The 16664-nt window shown below is 38.8% G+C and carries 16 protein-coding genes and 1 tRNA gene; 13 read left to right on the forward strand and 4 right to left on the reverse strand.

From position 1 onward, the window contains the following. Positions 1–35: 35 nt before the first annotated feature. From ACST15_RS00285 to ACST15_RS00300, 4 genes are all read left to right on the forward strand, one after another. Entirely contained in the window at positions 36–320 is a 285-nt protein-coding gene (locus tag ACST15_RS00285) for an SCP2 sterol-binding domain-containing protein (protein ID WP_109322748.1), read from the forward strand. Then, entirely contained in the window at positions 320–1684 is a 1365-nt protein-coding gene (gene mnmE, locus ACST15_RS00290) for a tRNA uridine-5-carboxymethylaminomethyl(34) synthesis GTPase MnmE (RefSeq protein WP_459452628.1), read from the forward strand. The genes ACST15_RS00285 and mnmE overlap by 1 nt, the downstream gene beginning before the upstream one ends. A 12-nt stretch (positions 1685–1696) precedes the next feature. Then, positions 1697–3070 (forward strand): sulfatase, encoded by a 1374-nt coding sequence (locus tag ACST15_RS00295; protein ID WP_459452630.1) that lies wholly within the window; start codon positions 1697–1699, stop codon positions 3068–3070. A 101-nt stretch (positions 3071–3171) separates the two neighbouring features. Continuing rightward, positions 3172–3834, forward strand: a complete 663-nt coding sequence (locus ACST15_RS00300; protein WP_459452632.1) for a spheroidene monooxygenase — start codon at positions 3172–3174, stop codon at positions 3832–3834. A gap of 56 nt (positions 3835–3890) precedes the next feature. Here ACST15_RS00300 and ACST15_RS00305 read toward each other — a convergent pair whose 3' ends face one another. Continuing rightward, a complete protein-coding gene (locus ACST15_RS00305) occupies positions 3891–4232 on the reverse strand; it encodes a P-II family nitrogen regulator (protein WP_130925100.1) in 342 nt (113 codons plus the stop codon). Positions 4233–4250: 18 nt separating this feature from the next. Next, positions 4251–5492 carry an ammonium transporter gene (locus ACST15_RS00310; RefSeq protein WP_459452634.1) on the reverse strand — a complete coding sequence of 414 codons (1242 nt, stop codon included), beginning with the start codon at positions 5490–5492 and terminating at the stop codon, positions 4251–4253. Positions 5493–5615: 123 nt separating this feature from the next. Here ACST15_RS00310 and ACST15_RS00315 point away from each other — a divergent pair, with 123 nt between their 5' ends. From ACST15_RS00315 to ACST15_RS00325, 3 genes are read left to right on the forward strand one after another with little or no spacing between them, the layout of a single operon-like run. Continuing rightward, on the forward strand, positions 5616–7538 hold the full coding sequence (locus tag ACST15_RS00315; RefSeq protein ID WP_459452636.1) for a beta-N-acetylhexosaminidase: 1923 nt from the start codon (positions 5616–5618) through the stop codon (positions 7536–7538). A 1-nt stretch (position 7539) separates the two neighbouring features. Then, complete coding sequence (locus ACST15_RS00320) at positions 7540–8319, forward strand: carboxylesterase family protein (RefSeq protein WP_459452637.1); 780 nt, start codon at positions 7540–7542, stop codon at positions 8317–8319. A gap of 10 nt (positions 8320–8329) precedes the next feature. Then, complete coding sequence (locus tag ACST15_RS00325; RefSeq protein WP_459452639.1) at positions 8330–8983, forward strand: DNA/RNA non-specific endonuclease; 654 nt, start codon at positions 8330–8332, stop codon at positions 8981–8983. Here the strand turns inward: ACST15_RS00325 and ACST15_RS00330 are convergent. After that, the gene (locus ACST15_RS00330) at positions 8980–10875 is read right to left on the reverse strand and encodes a glycoside hydrolase family 88/105 protein (protein WP_459452640.1); all 1896 of its coding nucleotides are present in this window, start codon (positions 10873–10875) and stop codon (positions 8980–8982) included. The two genes, ACST15_RS00325 and ACST15_RS00330, sit on opposite strands and share 4 nt — an antisense overlap. Before the next feature lie 2 nt (positions 10876–10877). Continuing rightward, complete coding sequence (gene kduI, locus ACST15_RS00335) at positions 10878–11708, reverse strand: 5-dehydro-4-deoxy-D-glucuronate isomerase (RefSeq protein WP_459452642.1); 831 nt, start codon at positions 11706–11708, stop codon at positions 10878–10880. Between the two features lie 83 nt (positions 11709–11791). Here kduI and ACST15_RS00340 point away from each other — a divergent pair, with 83 nt between their 5' ends. The 6 genes from ACST15_RS00340 (at position 11792) to ACST15_RS00365 (ending at position 16647) form a co-directional block, all read left to right on the forward strand. Further along, on the forward strand, positions 11792–12646 hold the full coding sequence (locus ACST15_RS00340) for a hypothetical protein (RefSeq protein ID WP_459452644.1): 855 nt from the start codon (positions 11792–11794) through the stop codon (positions 12644–12646). 38 nt (positions 12647–12684) lie between these two features. Next, on the forward strand, positions 12685–13491 hold the full coding sequence (locus ACST15_RS00345; protein ID WP_459452646.1) for a tRNA (adenosine(37)-N6)-dimethylallyltransferase: 807 nt from the start codon (positions 12685–12687) through the stop codon (positions 13489–13491). A 21-nt stretch (positions 13492–13512) separates the two neighbouring features. Then, a tRNA-Ser gene (locus tag ACST15_RS00350) sits at positions 13513–13600 on the forward strand. Between the two features lie 186 nt (positions 13601–13786). Continuing rightward, positions 13787–14458 carry a 16S rRNA (cytidine(1402)-2'-O)-methyltransferase gene (rsmI, locus tag ACST15_RS00355; protein ID WP_459452648.1) on the forward strand — a complete coding sequence of 224 codons (672 nt, stop codon included), beginning with the start codon at positions 13787–13789 and terminating at the stop codon, positions 14456–14458. Positions 14459–14464: 6 nt separating this feature from the next. Then, positions 14465–15613 (forward strand): Lnb N-terminal periplasmic domain-containing protein, encoded by a 1149-nt coding sequence (locus ACST15_RS00360; protein ID WP_459452650.1) that lies wholly within the window; start codon positions 14465–14467, stop codon positions 15611–15613. A gap of 5 nt (positions 15614–15618) precedes the next feature. Further along, entirely contained in the window at positions 15619–16647 is a 1029-nt protein-coding gene (locus ACST15_RS00365; RefSeq protein ID WP_459452652.1) for a threonine aldolase family protein, read from the forward strand. The last annotated feature ends 17 nt before the right edge of the window (positions 16648–16664 follow it).

Raw genomic sequence — 16664 nt, forward strand, 5'->3', positions numbered from 1 at the left:
AATTTGCTTTTTATTGACACATTTATAAAAATAACATGACATTTCAAGACATCAATGATCGTATTGCTACCATGGCTGCACAGAAAGGCGGCTTAGGAGTTTCATTTAAATTTGCTTTCCCAGAAGGAATCATCGTGGTAAAAAATGATGGAACGGTTACTAATGAAAATGAGGAAGCGGATTGTACTATTTCGGCAACAGTAGAAAATTTCAGTAAGGTAATGTCGGGTGATTTAAATCCGATGATGGCAGTAATGACTGGAAAAATCAAGATTTCAGGCGATATGTCCGTGGCCATGAAATTACAAAACTTGTTATAATGGATTTTAAGGATACGATCATTGCCCTAGCCACGCCTTTGGGTGTGGGCGCAATTGGTGTCATTCGATTGTCGGGAGATCAGGCAATTGAATGGGTTAATGACGTGTTTCCCAACAAAGATTTAAGTAAGCAAGCGCCTCATACTTTACATTATGGGCGTATTGAGTCGGGTGGAAGGGTATTTGATGAAGTGGTGATTAGTTTGTACAAAGGCCCCAAATCTTATACCAAAGAAGATGTGATTGAAATATCTTGCCATGGTTCGCCATATATTCAAGAAAGTATCATTCAATTATTCGTTGAAAAGGGGGCTCGATTGGCTCGGGCTGGTGAATTTACACAAAGAGCATTTTTAAATGGTGCCTTTGACTTAGCCCAAGCAGAGGCGGTGGCTGATGTTATCGCAGCGGATTCTGCAGCAGCTACCTCGGCGGCTTTACATCAATTACGGGGTGGATTTTCTCAGGAATTGGCGGCCTTACGTGAGGAATTGATTCATTTTGCCTCATTGATAGAATTAGAATTGGATTTTGGTGAAGAAGATGTTGAGTTTGCTGACCGACAAGATTTGGAGGATTTGGTCAATAAGTTATTGGAAAAAGTCAGGCCCTTAGTGGCAAGTTTTAAAGCCGGAAACGCCATTAAGAATGGAGTTGCAACGGTTATTGTGGGTAAGCCCAATGCGGGTAAATCTACGCTACTCAATGCCTTATTGAAAGAAGAGAGGGCTATTGTTTCGGATATTGCTGGTACCACCCGTGATAGTTTAGAAGATGAATGGGTTTTAGGAGGTATTCGATTTCGTTTGGTGGATACAGCCGGACTACGAGATACCGCAGATGTCATTGAGGCACAAGGGGTACAAAGAACCCAGGCTTGGGTTAAAAAGGCCCAAGTGATTTTGTATGTAGTGGATGTGACCAAGGATACCAAAAAAGATATTCAGGATACGGTTGAGGAGATGGCCAATTTGGAAATCCCTTTGATATTGATTTTAAATAAAGTAGATGAAGCTCAACCAGACATCTCCAAATGGGAATCTTTGGGCTTTCCTACGGTCGCTATCTCAGCTAAATTTGGTCAGGGATTAGCGGATTTTGAACAAAAATTATTGGATGTTGTGGGATTGAATCAGGTGTCTAACTCAGGAACCTTAGTGACCAATTTGCGGCATTATGAAAAGTTGAAACAAACCCAAGAGACATTGGAGGAGGTTTTACATGCATTGAAATCGAATTTAACAGGAGATTTAATCGCTCAGGACCTTCGTTATGCCTTACATCATTTAGGTGAAATCACAGGAGCCATTTCCAATGACGATTTATTGAAAAATATCTTTGGGAAGTTTTGTATTGGAAAATAAATCTTTATACCTATGAAAAAGGTCTTTTCTATTTTGCTTTTAAGCCTCTTGAGTTTACAAATTTACGCCTTAGATACCCCTAAAAAACCCAATATCATTTTCATTCTTGCGGATGATTTAGGTTATATGGATTTAGCTTGTTATGGAAATCCTTACAATGAAACCCCACATTTAAACTCATTAGCCCAGAATGGTATTCGATTTACGCAGGCGTATGCGGCAAGTACCGTTTGTTCACCCTCACGTGCAGCCATCATGACTGGCCTTCATCCGGCTCGATTAAAATTAACAAATTTCTTGGTGGGTAATCGAACAGAAGAGGATTCCCCTCTATTGCCCGCGAATTGGAAAACTTATTTGCCATCCATGGAAATTACTTTAGCCCAACGACTAAAGGCTTTAGGTTATCAAACTGGAATGATTGGAAAATGGCATTTAGGTTCAGGAGATAGCCTCGCGCCTTGGAATCGCGGCTTTGATTATGCACGAATGATTGGAAAAAATGGCCTTGATTATTATAACTATGGAATCTTCCAAGATAGTTTCCAACAGGTTTTTGAAGATAAAGGAGAACGCTACTTGACCGATAAATTAAGCGATTATGCCGTTGACTTCATAAGTAAACAGACAGATGCTAATCCCTTTTTCTTGTATATGTGCTATTCGGCTCCTCATGTGTTTATCGTTCCCCAAGCTACCAAATTGAACAAGTATTTTATGAAATACGAGAAATTTAAAGGTCAATATAATCCCTATTACGCCACAATGGTCGAAAGTATGGATGAGGGGGTAGGTCGCATTATGGAATTATTGAAAAAACAAGGGCTATTGAAAAACACTTTGGTGATTTTTGCTTCAGACAATGGTGGCGTGGGTTTGCCAGAATTAGGCCCAACACCCACCCAAAATGATAGCCTTCGAAAATGGAAAGGGCACGTGTATGAGGGAGGTATTCGAATTCCTACACTTATGTTTTGGGAAGGTAAAATTTTGCCTAAACAGGTAAATGATACCTATTTCATGAATACGGATTATACAGCGACCATTTTAGATTTATTAGGACAAAAAGCCCCAGACCTCACTGATGGAATCAGTATTTGGCCAATGATTAATAAACCTTCGATAAAAGATCAAAATAGGCCCCTATTTTGGCATTATCCACATTTTTCAAACCAAATGGGCCGGCCGGCCGGTGCAGTTCGCTTAGGCGATTGGAAACTCGTGGATAATTTCGAATTAGCGCAATTAGAGCTGTATAATTTAAAAGAAGATGTTGGCGAGCGCCACGATGTGGCAAAGCAATTTCCTGCCAAACGCGATGAATTACATCGCCTTTTGATCGATTGGAGAAAAAAAGTTCAGGCAAACATGCCTTTAAAGAAATAAAAGCTTCTTTAAAGATAAGAAACCAGTTACTTTGAACATGAAATGAAATTTTTAGTTTAGGTTGTAAATAATATTCCCTAAGAATCCTATTATATAGAATTATGCAATTCATCACCATTCGCTTTCTTCATTTTCAAGGTTTTACAGCCAAATGGAATGCGTTTACTTGGATGGGTAAATTGAGAACAAATCCTTGGCAAGCTGAGGGATTACTATTTGCTAAGCATTTAGGTACCGGGGCAGGCAATGGATTTTCCATATTCCCAGACTGGGGAACTTATGCCTTTCTTGGTCTTTGGAAAAACGAAGATGCTGCTCAAACATTTTTTTCGACCGATGATCGATGGAAAGAATTAGCTAGTCAGGCTGAATCTATTTCAGGTTGGGATGCTACTCCATGGAAAGGACATGGAACTTGGAATCATAAGCAACCTTTTGAATTTGATGATTCTAATGAACCTTGGGATGGTCCAGTAGCTGTCATCACTCGAGCCAGCATCGATAAAAGAAAGGCAATACGATTTTGGATGAATGTTCCTTCTTCCAGTCGGGGTATTGAAAATCAAGCCGGTTTACTTTTTGCCAAGGGTGTTGGTGAGGTGCCTTTATTCGAACAAGCCACATTTAGTATATGGGAAAATGCGCAAGCCTTGGATGCCTTTGCTTATCGCTCCCGTGCTCATGCTCCCATGATTAAAAAAACCAGGCAATACCAATGGTACTCCGAGGAGATGTTTGTGAGGATGAAAGCCAGAAAATTATAAGGTAACATGTAGGTTATGATTTGGATATTTTAATATCCAAAATCAATCCCCACCTTTTACCTAATCGCTTCTACACCTCTGGTTCTGGTACGAATACGTATGGCATCTTGGACATCATAGATGAATATTTTACCATCACCCGTATTTCCTTCGGAGGCATTGTCTAGAATTACATCAATGCATTTTTCCAGGTTTTCATCACTGACCACACAAATGATCATGACTTTGGGCAATAAGATTAAGGACTTCTCGGTACCTCGATATATTTCTGAATAACCTTGTTGTAATCCCGCGCCACGAACAGGCACGACGGTCATACAGGGGATATTGGCATCAATTAAGCCTTTTTGAATGGCTTTTAATTTGGATGGCTTAACAATAGCTTCTACTTTTTTCATAGGTTTTTCCCTTTCAGCTTATTCAAATGTGGTATATGATTCAACTCCAAATTCAACTGCATCGATACCAGCCGATTCAGCCTTGTAGCTTAGGCGAATACCAATGGTACTCTTCAATAACTTAAATATCGCGAATGTAGCGCTAAAAGAAAAGATACTGATGATACTGACTGCCATTACCTGAATCAGCAATTGATCTGTTTGTCCCGTAGTAAATAAACCATTCTTTTCTGAGAATAAACCCACGGCCACAGTACCGAAAAAACCATTTACTCCATGAACCGCAATAGCACCGACTGGATCATCAATTTGCATTTTATCGATTAGTACAACGGCTACATCTACCAATATACCTGCTACAAATCCAATGATTAAAGCACTATTAGGACTAACGACATTACAACCCGCCGTTACTGCTACCAATCCTGCCAATACTCCATTAATGACCATGGTAATATCAACCTTTTTATAACGTATAAAAGTATACAGCATAGTAGAAACTCCTCCCATAGCTGATGCTAAAAAGGTATTGGTGGCTACAGAACCAATTAAATCCCATTTCCCTACAGCTGCTAAGGTAGATCCTGGGTTAAAACCAAACCATCCAAACCACAATATAAATGCCCCTACGGCAGATAAAGTTAAATTATGACCAGGGATAGCATTGATACTACCATCTTCATTGTATTTCCCAATGCGAGGTCCCAATACAATAGCACCCGCTAATGCAGCAAAACCACCCATGGCATGAACTGCCGCCGAACCAGCAAAATCATTGAATCCTTGTAAGGCAAACCAGCCATGTGGATTCCAGACCCATTGAGCCACCAATGGATATAAAAAGGCACAGAAAATCGTGACATAAATAGCATAGGCCCACATTTTCATTCTTTCTGCCACACCACCAGAAACAATGGAGATAGCTGCAATGGCAAATCCCATCTGAATAAACCAAAATAATTTATTAGAAATGGTGAGACCTAAACCTAAATCTCCTAAATTGATTCCGAAATCGAATAATCCTGTTCCGTAGGCTATACCAAATCCTACTACATAAAAGGCTATTCCGCCAAACATGATGTCAATCATGACTTTGGCAATGATACTGACGGCGTTTTTTGAACGGACAAAGCCGGCTTCTAATAAAGCAAAGCCTCCCTCCATTTGAAAAATGAGCGCTCCGCAAAGGGCCACCCAGACAGTATCAATAGCATGTGTAAGTTCGACTTGCTGAGCCGCAAGGGAAATGGTGTTATTCATGATTTTGTTTCTGTTTTTTTACTTGATTCCTCGAAATTATACTAAAATTTCGAAAATGACCTTATTTTTAAAACCTTTAAAACGAAAATTTATCATTTTTTACTAAAAATCTATTTAAAACTCATGTTGAAATCTAAATTCATTGCAAAAGTATTTTTTTTATTACTGAGCATTCACTTTTCTCTTGCAGCCCAACAAGCTCCTTTAATTCCTATTCCTGTAAAAGCCAATTACCCACAAGGATTTTATAGTCTGCCTAGTCGGGTAATTATAGCCGCTCCTAAAGACGAAAGCCTACAAGTGGCAGTTAAAAATTTAACAGAACGCTTAGAAAAAACGGCCATGCGTAAGGTGCAGATGCTTTGGGATGCTAGTTCTCAAGCTGATTTAGCCCAAATTCGTTTGGTATTATCCAATCAACCCATAGCTAATTTGGGAAATGAGGGTTATACCTTAGTTGTGAATGCCAAAGGGGTATTGATTACAGCAAATAAACCTGCCGGTATTTTTTATGGTATTCAAAGTTTAATTCAATTGATGCCAAAGGAAATTGAATCCAAACAAACGGTAATTAAGTCATCTTGGAAAATCCCTTTTGCTCAAATCACTGATTATCCGCGTTTTGCTTGGAGGGGTTTAATGCTTGATGTAGCTCGTCACTTCTTCAATAAAGATCAAGTAAAGCAGTTTATTGATGAAATGGTGGCCTATAAGTATAACATCTTACATTTTCACTTAACAGATGATGAAGGTTGGCGCGTGGAAATTAAATCATTCCCTAATTTGACCAAAAAAGGGGCATGGAATGTACCTAAAGTAGGCCGTTTTACAGAATTTTCTAAGCCAGAACCTAATGAGCCTAGAACTCAAGGTGGATTTTTTACCAAAGAGGATATCCAAGAAATCGTAGCTTATGCCAAAGGACGCTTTGTGAATGTCATGCCTGAAATTGATGTTCCTGGTCATTCCATGGCAGCTATTGCTTCTTATCCTGAATTATCTTGTACACCTGAGGCTGTAAATTATCAAGTGATCTCAGGTGAACCTTTTATTGATTGGTCTCATGGTCATGCAGTAGCTCTGCAAGACAATACGCTTTGTCCAGCCAATGAAAAAGTATACACCTTTCTGGACAAAGTATTTACGGAAGTGGCTGAAATGTTTCCATTCGAATACATTCATATGGGAGGAGATGAGTGCCCTAAAAATTATTGGGAAAAAAATCCTCAGATTTTAGCCATGATGCAGAAAGAAAATTTGAAAACCCCACAAGAAGTACAAGCCTTTTTTACCCGTCGATTAGAAAATATCATTACTTCCAAAGGTAAGAAAATGATGGGATGGGATGAGATTTTAGAAGGTGGTGGTTTACCTAAAAATACAGCTGTGATGTCTTGGAGGGGTATTGCTGGAGGAGTACAGGCAGCTAAAGATGGTCATGAAGTGGTAATGACTCCTAATAATCACGTGTACGTGGATTTAATGCAGGGTGACGCTGCCATAGAGCCTCCAGTATATGAAACGGTTCGACTAAAAGATTCTTATGCATTCAATCCTGTTCCTGATGGAGTGGATGCCAAATTAGTGAAAGGTGGGCAGGCCAACTTATGGTCAGAACAATTGTTTACCTACCGTCATTTGCAATACATGTTATTCCCGCGTGCTTGGGCTGTTTCAGAGGCTTTATGGTCTCCTCAAGAAAACAGAAATTGGGATAATTTCGTAAGCCGTGTGGAGCATCACTTTGGTCGTTTTGATCAGGCTGAACGCAAATATGCGCCGAGTATGTATGATGCTATCATTCAGGTAGGTAAAAATGAGCAAGGTCAATTATGGGTTGAATTAAGCACGGAAGTTAACCCTCTATCTATTCATTACAGTTTTGATTTTTCTTATCCTGATAATTTCTATCCTGCTGCTTCTGGTAAAATTATAGTCCCTAAAGATGCCTTAGTGATGCGCATGATTTCCTACAGGGGTAAAGAAAAGGTGGGTCGAATGATGACGGTTTCTATTGAAGATTTGAAAAAACGTTTAAAGAAATAAAATGATGAAAAAACTTCTTTTTTTATGGCTAGCTTTATGTGTAAGCCTCTCTGCATTTTCTCAAGCTAAATTCGAAAAAAGGGAATTAGCTTTTGGTCCCGATCAAAACCTACCTTACCAAATTCTTTATCCTGAAAATTATGTCAAGGGAAAGAAATACCCGGTAATTCTATTTTTGCATGGGGCGGGTGAGCGAGGAAGCGACAATGAAAAACAGTTGACCCATGGTTCCAAGTTGTTTTTGGATCCTAGTAATCAATCTAAATTTCCTGCCATAGTTATTTTTCCTCAATGCCCTTCCAATTCCTATTGGTCCACGGTGAAAATTGATCGAACTACTAAGCCAACAACTTTTGTTTTTGAATATCCCAAAGAACCCAATTGGCCTTTAGCTGCGGCGCTTAGTATTGTCAAAGATTTAGTGAAGGAAAAAGCTGCTGATAAAAAGCGTTTATATATCATGGGACTTTCTATGGGTGGAATGGGGACTTTTGAAGCCATTTCCAGAAACCCTAAAATGTTTGTAGCAGCTGCACCTATTTGCGGTGGTGCCGACTTACATTTTGTTAAAAAGTATGCTAAAAAACTTCCGCTATGGATATTTCATGGTGATGCAGATGCCGTGGTGCCTGTAAAACATTCTAGAGAGGCTGTAGCTGCTTTAAAGGAAGTTGGGGCCAATCCAAAATATACCGAATACCCAGGTGTCAACCACAACTCATGGGATAATGTATTTAAAGAACCTGAATTATTCTCTTGGATGTTTTCACACAAAAAATAAACAGTAACCTATGCTATTAAGCATCCTATTATACCTCCAGGTGGCATTATTACCTGGAGGTATTTTTAATATATCAGGGGCTTCTACGGCCTCTACTTCTAATTACTTAGAAATAAAAAGGGGATATGTAATGTCCTATGATGGAGTTCAAGGAAAAGCTAATTGGGTGGCTTGGACGCTATCAGCTTCCGATTTGGGAGATACGCCTCGTTCGAATCGGTTTAGAGAAGATGATGATTTACCTAGAAGTTTTAAGAAAATAGATTCTGATGATTATAAATACAGCGGATACGATCGGGGGCATCTTTGTAATTCAGAAGATCGATCTTCCAATTTCTTTTTAAATGCGGAAACTTTCTACATGTCCAACATGATTCCACAGACTCCTGAACTGAATCGAGGACCTTGGGAACGCCTAGAATCTTATTGTAGAAAATTGGCCAAAAGGGGACAAAAATTAACGATTTATGCCGGCGGTTTTGGGGTTTTGGATAAAATTGGAAATGAGGTGATCATTCCAAAATATTGTTGGAAGGTGGTGATTGGTCCCGAAAAATCTTGGTATTTACTTTTCCCAAACCAGCATGATTTGCATCCTAACTGGCAAACATTTGCTGTGACGAAAAATACCTTAGAAAAAATGACGGGTTTACGCTTTCCTTAAGGTTTTAACGCCCATTCTATCAATTTCTTGGCAGCTGGGAAGTTTTCATATTCCAAAGGAATTCGGCGGTTATTGGTGTATTCATTGTAAATCCATGGATCTCCCAAAGCGAACACTCGCCCTTTACCCACCTGGGCCATGGCCATCACACAATGGCCATTTAAATCCTCTAAGGATTTAGCCGTTCCTGAAAGTTTAATGGTTGAAATTTCTTTGATATAGATTTTTTTCAATCCTTTGAAAATGGGATTATTGGATGAAATGTTCAATGTTCCTTGATGCCAATTCTTTCCTTGAACCATATTTAAATTAGGCCCCATGAATTCCATTCCAAACCTTTTTGCCAAAGTATTAAATTTGGGTATTTCGCAATTGGTTGTATCATTGGCCAATAAAATTAAAGTTCCACCAGCCTTTACCCATTTTTCGATTTCATCCGCATCCTGCACACGCATGTAATTAGGTTTGGCGGTTTCTTTTTGACTATCTGGATCTACTATAATGTACACGGAAGCTCCTGCCAAATTTTTGCTTGTAGGGGCTTGAGCTAAGCTGTCCAATGTAGCTCCTAACTGCTCGATTTGTACTCCTAATAACTGAAATCCTGAATCCTTTCTATCTTCCCAAGTATAATGGAAACGCTCCATGTTTCCTTGCTTATTTTTACGGAACTCATGGTTAAAATAATAATCCAATACCACTTTTTTACCTTTTCCTATACCCAATTCCTTAGCTATTTCCATTTCTAAAGAAGCCAAGATAAAGGGACCAGCACCTTTTAAATCATCTGTTTTGAGAGGTTCTGACATATAATAGGCGAAACTTCCATCTCGATAAGGCGTTCCACCTAATCCACCTACGCTTACCGTTTTTTCTAAATGAATATAGCCTTGTGCGTCTTTGGTGATGAATTTTTCTAAAATGGATACATAGGCTTTTTGTGCCGCTGTCAAGAAATTGGCAGGCAGATAGCCCTTACGAACCCCTTTCGCAAAAGCATATACATACATATTGGCACATGAAGCCTCTAAGTAATTCCCTTTTTGAGTACCTAAAGTGGGTAATTGGTACCAAAGTCCAGTGGATGTATCTTGTACTTTAACTAAAGCAGTGCTTAATTCATTTAATTGCTTAATCAACATACTTCTTTTGGGATGCTGCTGAGGAAAATAGTCCAAAACATCCACTAAGGCCATAGCATACCAACCCATAGCTCTTCCCCAAAAATTAGGTGAAAGTCCAGTTTGTTTACTAGCCCAAGCTTGCTTGCGTTCATGATCATAAGCATGGTACAACAATCCTGTTTTAGGATCTCGGGCATTTTTATACATCAATTGAAACTGTAGCGCAATGTCATCCCAATTATTTTCATGATATACCTGACTGTATTCAGCATAAAAGGGTTCTAGCATGTATAAACCGTCTAACCACATTTGATCGGGATATCGGTCTTTATGCCAAAATCCACCTTCTTTTGTTCTAGGTTGTTTTTTGATTTGTAAGCGTAATTGTTCGGCAGCTAATCTGTATTTGTCATCGCCTATTTCTTGATAAAGAGAAAGCAAAAGGCGACCTGTGGTGATATTGTCCGAGTTAAATTCTGAAAACTTATAGGTTCGAATATCCCCTTTTTCAGAAATGAAACTGTTGATGTTTTTCTGAATGTATTGAAAATAAGTAGCGTCTCCGGTTCTTTGATGAACATGTTCAAGGGCTTTTAAGAATAAGCCTTGTTCATAATCCCAAGTAGCAGGCTTCCCAATTTTAACTTGAATGGAATCTGGATGCGTATGCATCAAAGATTGAGCCATTTGGATAGAATAGGGGGTATTTTGGCCCAAAACTGGAGCTAATAAACAATAGCTAAGTAAACCTAAAAGCGCTTTTTTCATAATTAACGTAGTTCAGAAATTTCAGAAAAATCCATGTCGGTGTAGTCTTTGTTTTCACCCGCCATTCCCCAAATAAAAGAATAGTTTTGAGTTCCTGCACCACTGTGAATGGACCAAGGTGGAGAAATTACAGCTTGATGATTATGTACCCAAATGTGTTTGGTCTCTTGAGCTTCGCCAATTAAGTGTAAAACCGCTTGACCTGGTTTTACATCGAAATACAGATAGGCTTCCATTCTTCGATCATGCACGTGAGCTGGCATGGTATTCCAAATAGATCCTGGTTCTAATATAGTTAGTCCCATGACCAACTGACATGACTGTATTCCTTCCTTATGAATGTATTTATAGATAGTTCGGTGATTGGAATTTTCCAATGAACCCACGTTGACAGTAATTACATTTTCTCTATCTAGTTTCTCATTCGGATAGGTAGCATGAGCGGGTGAAGAGAGTAAATAGAATTGGGCGGGTTCATTAGCTGAAACTGATTGAAAACTAACGTCTTGTGTTCCTTTTCCTAAGTAAACAGCACTCAATTTCGAAATTTCAAAGCTCTGTCCATCGGCCTTAATTATTCCCGGTCCACCCACATTGATGATACCCAGCTCTCTTCGCTCTAAAAAATAATCAGCTTTTAATTTTTCTGGATTGGGTAATTTTATTTCACCTAAAACGGGCATAGCACCGCCTATGATCATCCGATCGTATATGGTATAGGTTAAGTGAATTTGATTGGGTTCAAATATATTTTCAATCAAAAACTGATCCCTTAATTCTTGATTCGTAAAGGTGGATACTTCTTTTCTACTCGCCTCAAATCGATAGTTCATGTGATTAATTTTTAGTTTACAAAGTTAGATTAGGAGATATTCTACTCAATATACACGTATCTTTGAATGCAATTTCTCATGGCATGTCCGTATATCCTATTAATTTCTTTGATGAAGTAATTTCTTTTTTAAAGGAAATGGAAATAAAGGTAGAATTATGTCCCAATCATGCTTTTTCTACTATTTTTTTGCCTGAGCTTTCATTATATGTACAATGTATTTCAATAAAAGATTTTCAAAGCCAGAAGGATTTTTCTGATCCTGCTGCTTGGCAAAAGCAGTATTTGGAACAGATTAGTACTTCTACACCTTGGATTAGAATTTGGGAAGATATTTGGTTAAAACAGTCCACTTGGATTAAGCGGTATTTTCAGTTTCGTAAATTGGGTAATAGTTCCATTTTTGCTCGAGATTTACGTGTTGTGCATATTTCTAAAGAAATAGCTGATTCTTTTTTAGAAAATGAACATCTCTTAGGTTCAGCACAAGCAAAGAGCTATTGGGGATTAGTGGTTCCACCACACAGGCAATTTCGGAACATTAGCAGTCCATATTGGATGGGAGATCAAAAATTAGTGGGAGTGGCTACATTGGCTAAACCCATGCGCATGAAAGAAAAGGAATTTGAAGGACATATTTCAGGCGAATTAATTCGTTTTTGTTCCACCTTAGGCACTCAGATTGTCGGAGGCTTAAGTAAGGTACTTCACTACTATCAACTAGAGGAAAAGGTTGACAATATCATGACTTACATTGATATGGAATGGAATAGGGGGGAAGGGTATCAGTCCATTGGCTTTCAAGAAATTCAAATAACACCTCCCATTTTATATACGCTGAATGAAGCAGGTAAAAGGAAAATTTGTAAAACCTGGGAAGAGGCCCAAGTTTGTACTGTTGGAAATAAGAAACTGCGTTTATATTATTCGAAAAATTGACGCATTTTTGTAGCTCGGTTTATTTAATCATATTTTTCATGTCACTACCGTTTATTACCATTCTTGGACCTACAGCCAGTGGAAAAACGGCTTTGGCAGTAGAATTAGCAAGGAAAATTGGAGGAGAAATCATTTCCGCCGATTCTAGGCAATTGTACAGAAGTTTGGATATTGGAACAGGAAAGGATATAGGGGAATATGGACAAGGAGAGCATGCAGTTCCTTATCATTTGATCGATATCTTGGAGGTAGGAGAAAGCTATTCGGTGGCCCATTTTCAGAAAGATGCTTTTGAGGCGATGAAAAAAATAGACCTTCATCATAAATTTCCCATTTTATGTGGAGGTACAGGCTTGTATATCGATGCTGTTTTATCAAGTTATCAATTTTCTAAATTACCTCCCTTTTTGGAATCACCTTTGGAATTGGATCGTCCGACGATCGTCTTTGGTTTGCAACCTTCTTGGGATGACAGAAGAAGGAATTGTTCCAATCGCTTATTTCAACGATTGAATGAGGGTATGGTAGAAGAAGTTGAAAATTTACTTGCAAAAGGCTTAAAACCAGCTGATTTGAGATGGTTGGGATTGGAATACAAGTGGTTAACCGATTTTGTGGAGAATAAAATCACTCGGGAAGAATTAGAAAAAGGTTTGGAAGTAGCGATTCATCAATTTGCTAAAAGGCAGATGACCTTTTTCCGGAAAATGGAAAGGTCAGGTATTAAAATCCTGTGGATTCCTGAAAATTTAATGCGGTCAGAAGCAGTCGATTGGATGATTTCTCAATTAATTTTTAAGGATTTTTTGACAAAGGACTTGCTTAAAATCGAAAAAAGGCCTTAATTTGCATTCTCAATTTGAGACAGAGGGTTGTCAGAGTGGTCGATCGAGGCAGTCTTGAAAACTGTTGGCTGTTACAGGCCCGGGGGTTCGAATCCCTCACCCTCTACCAAAAGCGCAAAGAAATTTGCGCTTTTTTTGTTTTATCAAGCGTTAATTTTCTCAATAACCAGCTATAGTCCATTCTACTGAAATTTCATGTATCATCATGATGGAGCAGGGTTAAGGAGTAGTTAAATTATTTTTCATAATCACGTACACACCCAACAAATTCATATTTATGTAGTATTTTCATTGCATGAAATTATACATTGTACCAACGCCCATTGGAAACTTAGAGGATATTACCTTACGAGCAATTCGAATTTTAGGGGAAGTAGACGGTATTTTGGCGGAAGACACGCGTAATACGGGGCAGTTATTGAAGCATTTACAAATCAATAAACCTTTATTTGCCCATCATGCCCACAATGAACATGCGGGAGTAGCGGGTGTCATCAAGATGTTATTGGCTGGTATGACTTTGGCATTGGTGTCAGATGCAGGTACCCCAGGTATTTCAGATCCAGGTTTTTTATTGGTTAAATCTTGTGTAGAACAAGGTATTGAAGTTGAAACTTTACCTGGAGCAACAGCCTTTGTGCCCGCCTTGGTCAATTCGGGTTTCCCTTGTGATCGATTTATCTTTGAAGGATTTTTGCCCCATAAAAAAGGTCGTCAAACCCGTTGGAAAGCCATAGCTGAAGAAGATAAAACGGTTGTTTTATATGAATCCCCGCACCGAATTGTAAAAACCATGGAGCAAGCGCTGGAGTTTTTGGGAGAAACCAGGCAGGTGATGCTGGCTAGAGAATTATCCAAAATGCACGAGCAAATGATTCGTGGTTCAGTAGCTGAAGTTATACAGTTTTTAAATCAACATCCTGACAAAGTACGAGGTGAAATGGTCTTAATAATAGCAGGTAAATAAGGTTTTATGAAGTATTTGTTTGTTTTGATTTTCAGTGGCTTGTTTTGGTCAGCTCTTGCTCAAAGTAGCCTAAGTCCTCAATCCCGTGTGTCTTTAGTGACCATTGCCCCAGGGAAAGAATTGTACTCCTTTTTTGGTCATACCCTAATTCGTGTGTATGATCCCCAAACAGGTTTAGATAGAGCCTATAGTTATGGAACGTTCGACTTTCAAACGGAAAACTTTTATTGGAAATTTTTGAAAGGAACCTTGCCCTATTCCTTGTCATATAATAATATGTCAGACGTGCTCAATTATTATTCTCAATATGAGAACAGAACTTTGAGGGAGCAAGTATTGGCATTAAGTAATGCCCAGCGCAATCAGATTTTTCAGGCTTTGGAAACAAATTATTTACCGGAGAATCGTTATTATCAATATAAATTTTTCTACGATAATTGCGCTACGCGTATTCGCGATATATTTGAAAAGGCAGCACCAGGCGCCTATCCTTGGAGTAAAATGAAGCGATTGGAAGGGCTTTCCTACCGAGATTGGATGAATCGCTATTTACCTGCCACTGCTTGGGTAACTTTTGGTATGAACCTGGCCTTGGGTTTACCTTCAGATGTCACTGCAAGTGCTTCTCAATCTTGTTATTTACCGGATAATCTAGAGATTGCTACGGCTCAAGCAAGTATGAATCAAACTAAATTGGTTGAAGCTTCCTTGACCTTATTTGATGCTCAAGCAAACCCAATGGAAGGCTTTGATCCTTTTGGACCCATTCCTGTATTATTAGCTTTATCTTTAATTTTATGCTTGGTATCCTGGCGATTAGCACATAAGCATAAACTATTATATGGAATTGATATTGCTCTTTTCTTGGTTTATGGACTTTTCGGCATATTGATTTTCTTTTTAGCAACAGCCACAGACCATGAAGTTATGTCATACAATTTGAGCTGTTTGGTTTTATGGCCCTTACATTTTCCTTTGGTATTTTGGTTTGCCAAAAATCAAAGCACTGGTTTTTGGCTAAACTATGTAAGAATAGCTTTCATATTAGGTTTAATAGCCAGTTTAGTTTCGGCGTATCTCTTTTATGGCTTGTTCATCATTGCCTTGCCTATCTTGGTTCGTTTATTTTTTCTATCTCGTTTTTCTACCAAATAAGCACCATGAAATTCATTGAATTAAGAAGTGATACTTTTACATTGCCCACAGCTGGAATGCGAGACGCCATGTTGGCTGCTCCTTTGGGCGACGATGTTTTTGGGGAGGATCCAAGTGTTTTAGCGCTTGAAGAAAAATTAGCGAAAATGTTTCAAAAGGAGGCGGCACTGTTTTGCCCTTCTGGTACCATGAGTAACCAAATGGCCATTTCAGCCACCGTTTCTAAAGGACAAGAAGTGATTTGCGATGAACTGTCACATATTTATTTGTATGAAGGAGGGGGTATTATGGCGAATGCCGGAGCTTCGGTGAAATTATTGAAAGGTGATTTAGGCCGTTTGACAAAAATACAAATTGAAGCAGCTATTTCTCCTGATGATATACATGCTTGTGAGAGTGCCATGGTGAGTTTGGAAAATACGGTGAATAAAGGTGGAGGAAGTGTGTATAGTAGTGAAAGTTTGGACGAAATCTCAAGGTTTTGTCGAGCTAATGCCATTCCACTTCACTTAGATGGAGCTCGCATCTTCAATGCTATGGCAGTAACAGGACAAAGTCCGGCCGATTTTGGTGGCTGGTTTGATTCTATCTCCATTTGTTTGTCCAAAGGTTTAGGTGCTCCCGTGGGTTCAGTTTTGGTGGGAGATACTAGCTTTATCAAAAAAGCTAAAAGAGTAAGAAAAAGACTAGGTGGAGGATGGCGACAAGCGGGTATGCTGGCAGTTGCTGGGATTTATGCGCTTGATTATCAAGTGGATAGATTAAAAGAAGATCATCAACGAGCGAAAGCAATAGCGGAGATTTGCGAAAAACTTGATTGGGTACAAAATACATTGCCGGTGGTAACCAATATCGTGATTGTGAAAATACAGCCTGGTTTAAATTCTTCCTCTCAAGTGGCATTATTAGCCCAAAAAGGAATTAAATGTGCACCATTTGGTGCTGAATACATTCGCTTCGTTACCCATTTAGGTTTCGATGATGATGACTTGAATCTTTTTGAACAAAGAATAAAATCATCGATTATTTCTTAAGTTAAATAAGGTCTCTT

Source organism: Aquirufa sp. Wall-65K1 (assembly GCF_054558475.1).

Coding starts and splice junctions, on each gene's coding strand:
- ACST15_RS00285 (WP_109322748.1), top strand. CDS start 36: ATGACATTTCAAGACATCAATGATCGTATTGCTACCATGGCTGCACAG.
- mnmE (WP_459452628.1), top strand. CDS start 320: ATGGATTTTAAGGATACGATCATTGCCCTAGCCACGCCTTTGGGTGTG.
- ACST15_RS00295 (WP_459452630.1), top strand. CDS start 1,697: ATGAAAAAGGTCTTTTCTATTTTGCTTTTAAGCCTCTTGAGTTTACAA.
- ACST15_RS00300 (WP_459452632.1), top strand. CDS start 3,172: ATGCAATTCATCACCATTCGCTTTCTTCATTTTCAAGGTTTTACAGCC.
- ACST15_RS00305 (WP_130925100.1), bottom strand. CDS start 4,232: ATGAAAAAAGTAGAAGCTATTGTTAAGCCATCCAAATTAAAAGCCATT.
- ACST15_RS00310 (WP_459452634.1), bottom strand. CDS start 5,492: ATGAATAACACCATTTCCCTTGCGGCTCAGCAAGTCGAACTTACACAT.
- ACST15_RS00315 (WP_459452636.1), top strand. CDS start 5,616: ATGTTGAAATCTAAATTCATTGCAAAAGTATTTTTTTTATTACTGAGC.
- ACST15_RS00320 (WP_459452637.1), top strand. CDS start 7,540: ATGATGAAAAAACTTCTTTTTTTATGGCTAGCTTTATGTGTAAGCCTC.
- ACST15_RS00325 (WP_459452639.1), top strand. CDS start 8,330: ATGCTATTAAGCATCCTATTATACCTCCAGGTGGCATTATTACCTGGA.
- ACST15_RS00330 (WP_459452640.1), bottom strand. CDS start 10,875: ATGAAAAAAGCGCTTTTAGGTTTACTTAGCTATTGTTTATTAGCTCCA.
- kduI (WP_459452642.1), bottom strand. CDS start 11,708: ATGAACTATCGATTTGAGGCGAGTAGAAAAGAAGTATCCACCTTTACG.
- ACST15_RS00340 (WP_459452644.1), top strand. CDS start 11,792: ATGTCCGTATATCCTATTAATTTCTTTGATGAAGTAATTTCTTTTTTA.
- ACST15_RS00345 (WP_459452646.1), top strand. CDS start 12,685: ATGTCACTACCGTTTATTACCATTCTTGGACCTACAGCCAGTGGAAAA.
- rsmI (WP_459452648.1), top strand. CDS start 13,787: ATGAAATTATACATTGTACCAACGCCCATTGGAAACTTAGAGGATATT.
- ACST15_RS00360 (WP_459452650.1), top strand. CDS start 14,465: ATGAAGTATTTGTTTGTTTTGATTTTCAGTGGCTTGTTTTGGTCAGCT.
- ACST15_RS00365 (WP_459452652.1), top strand. CDS start 15,619: ATGAAATTCATTGAATTAAGAAGTGATACTTTTACATTGCCCACAGCT.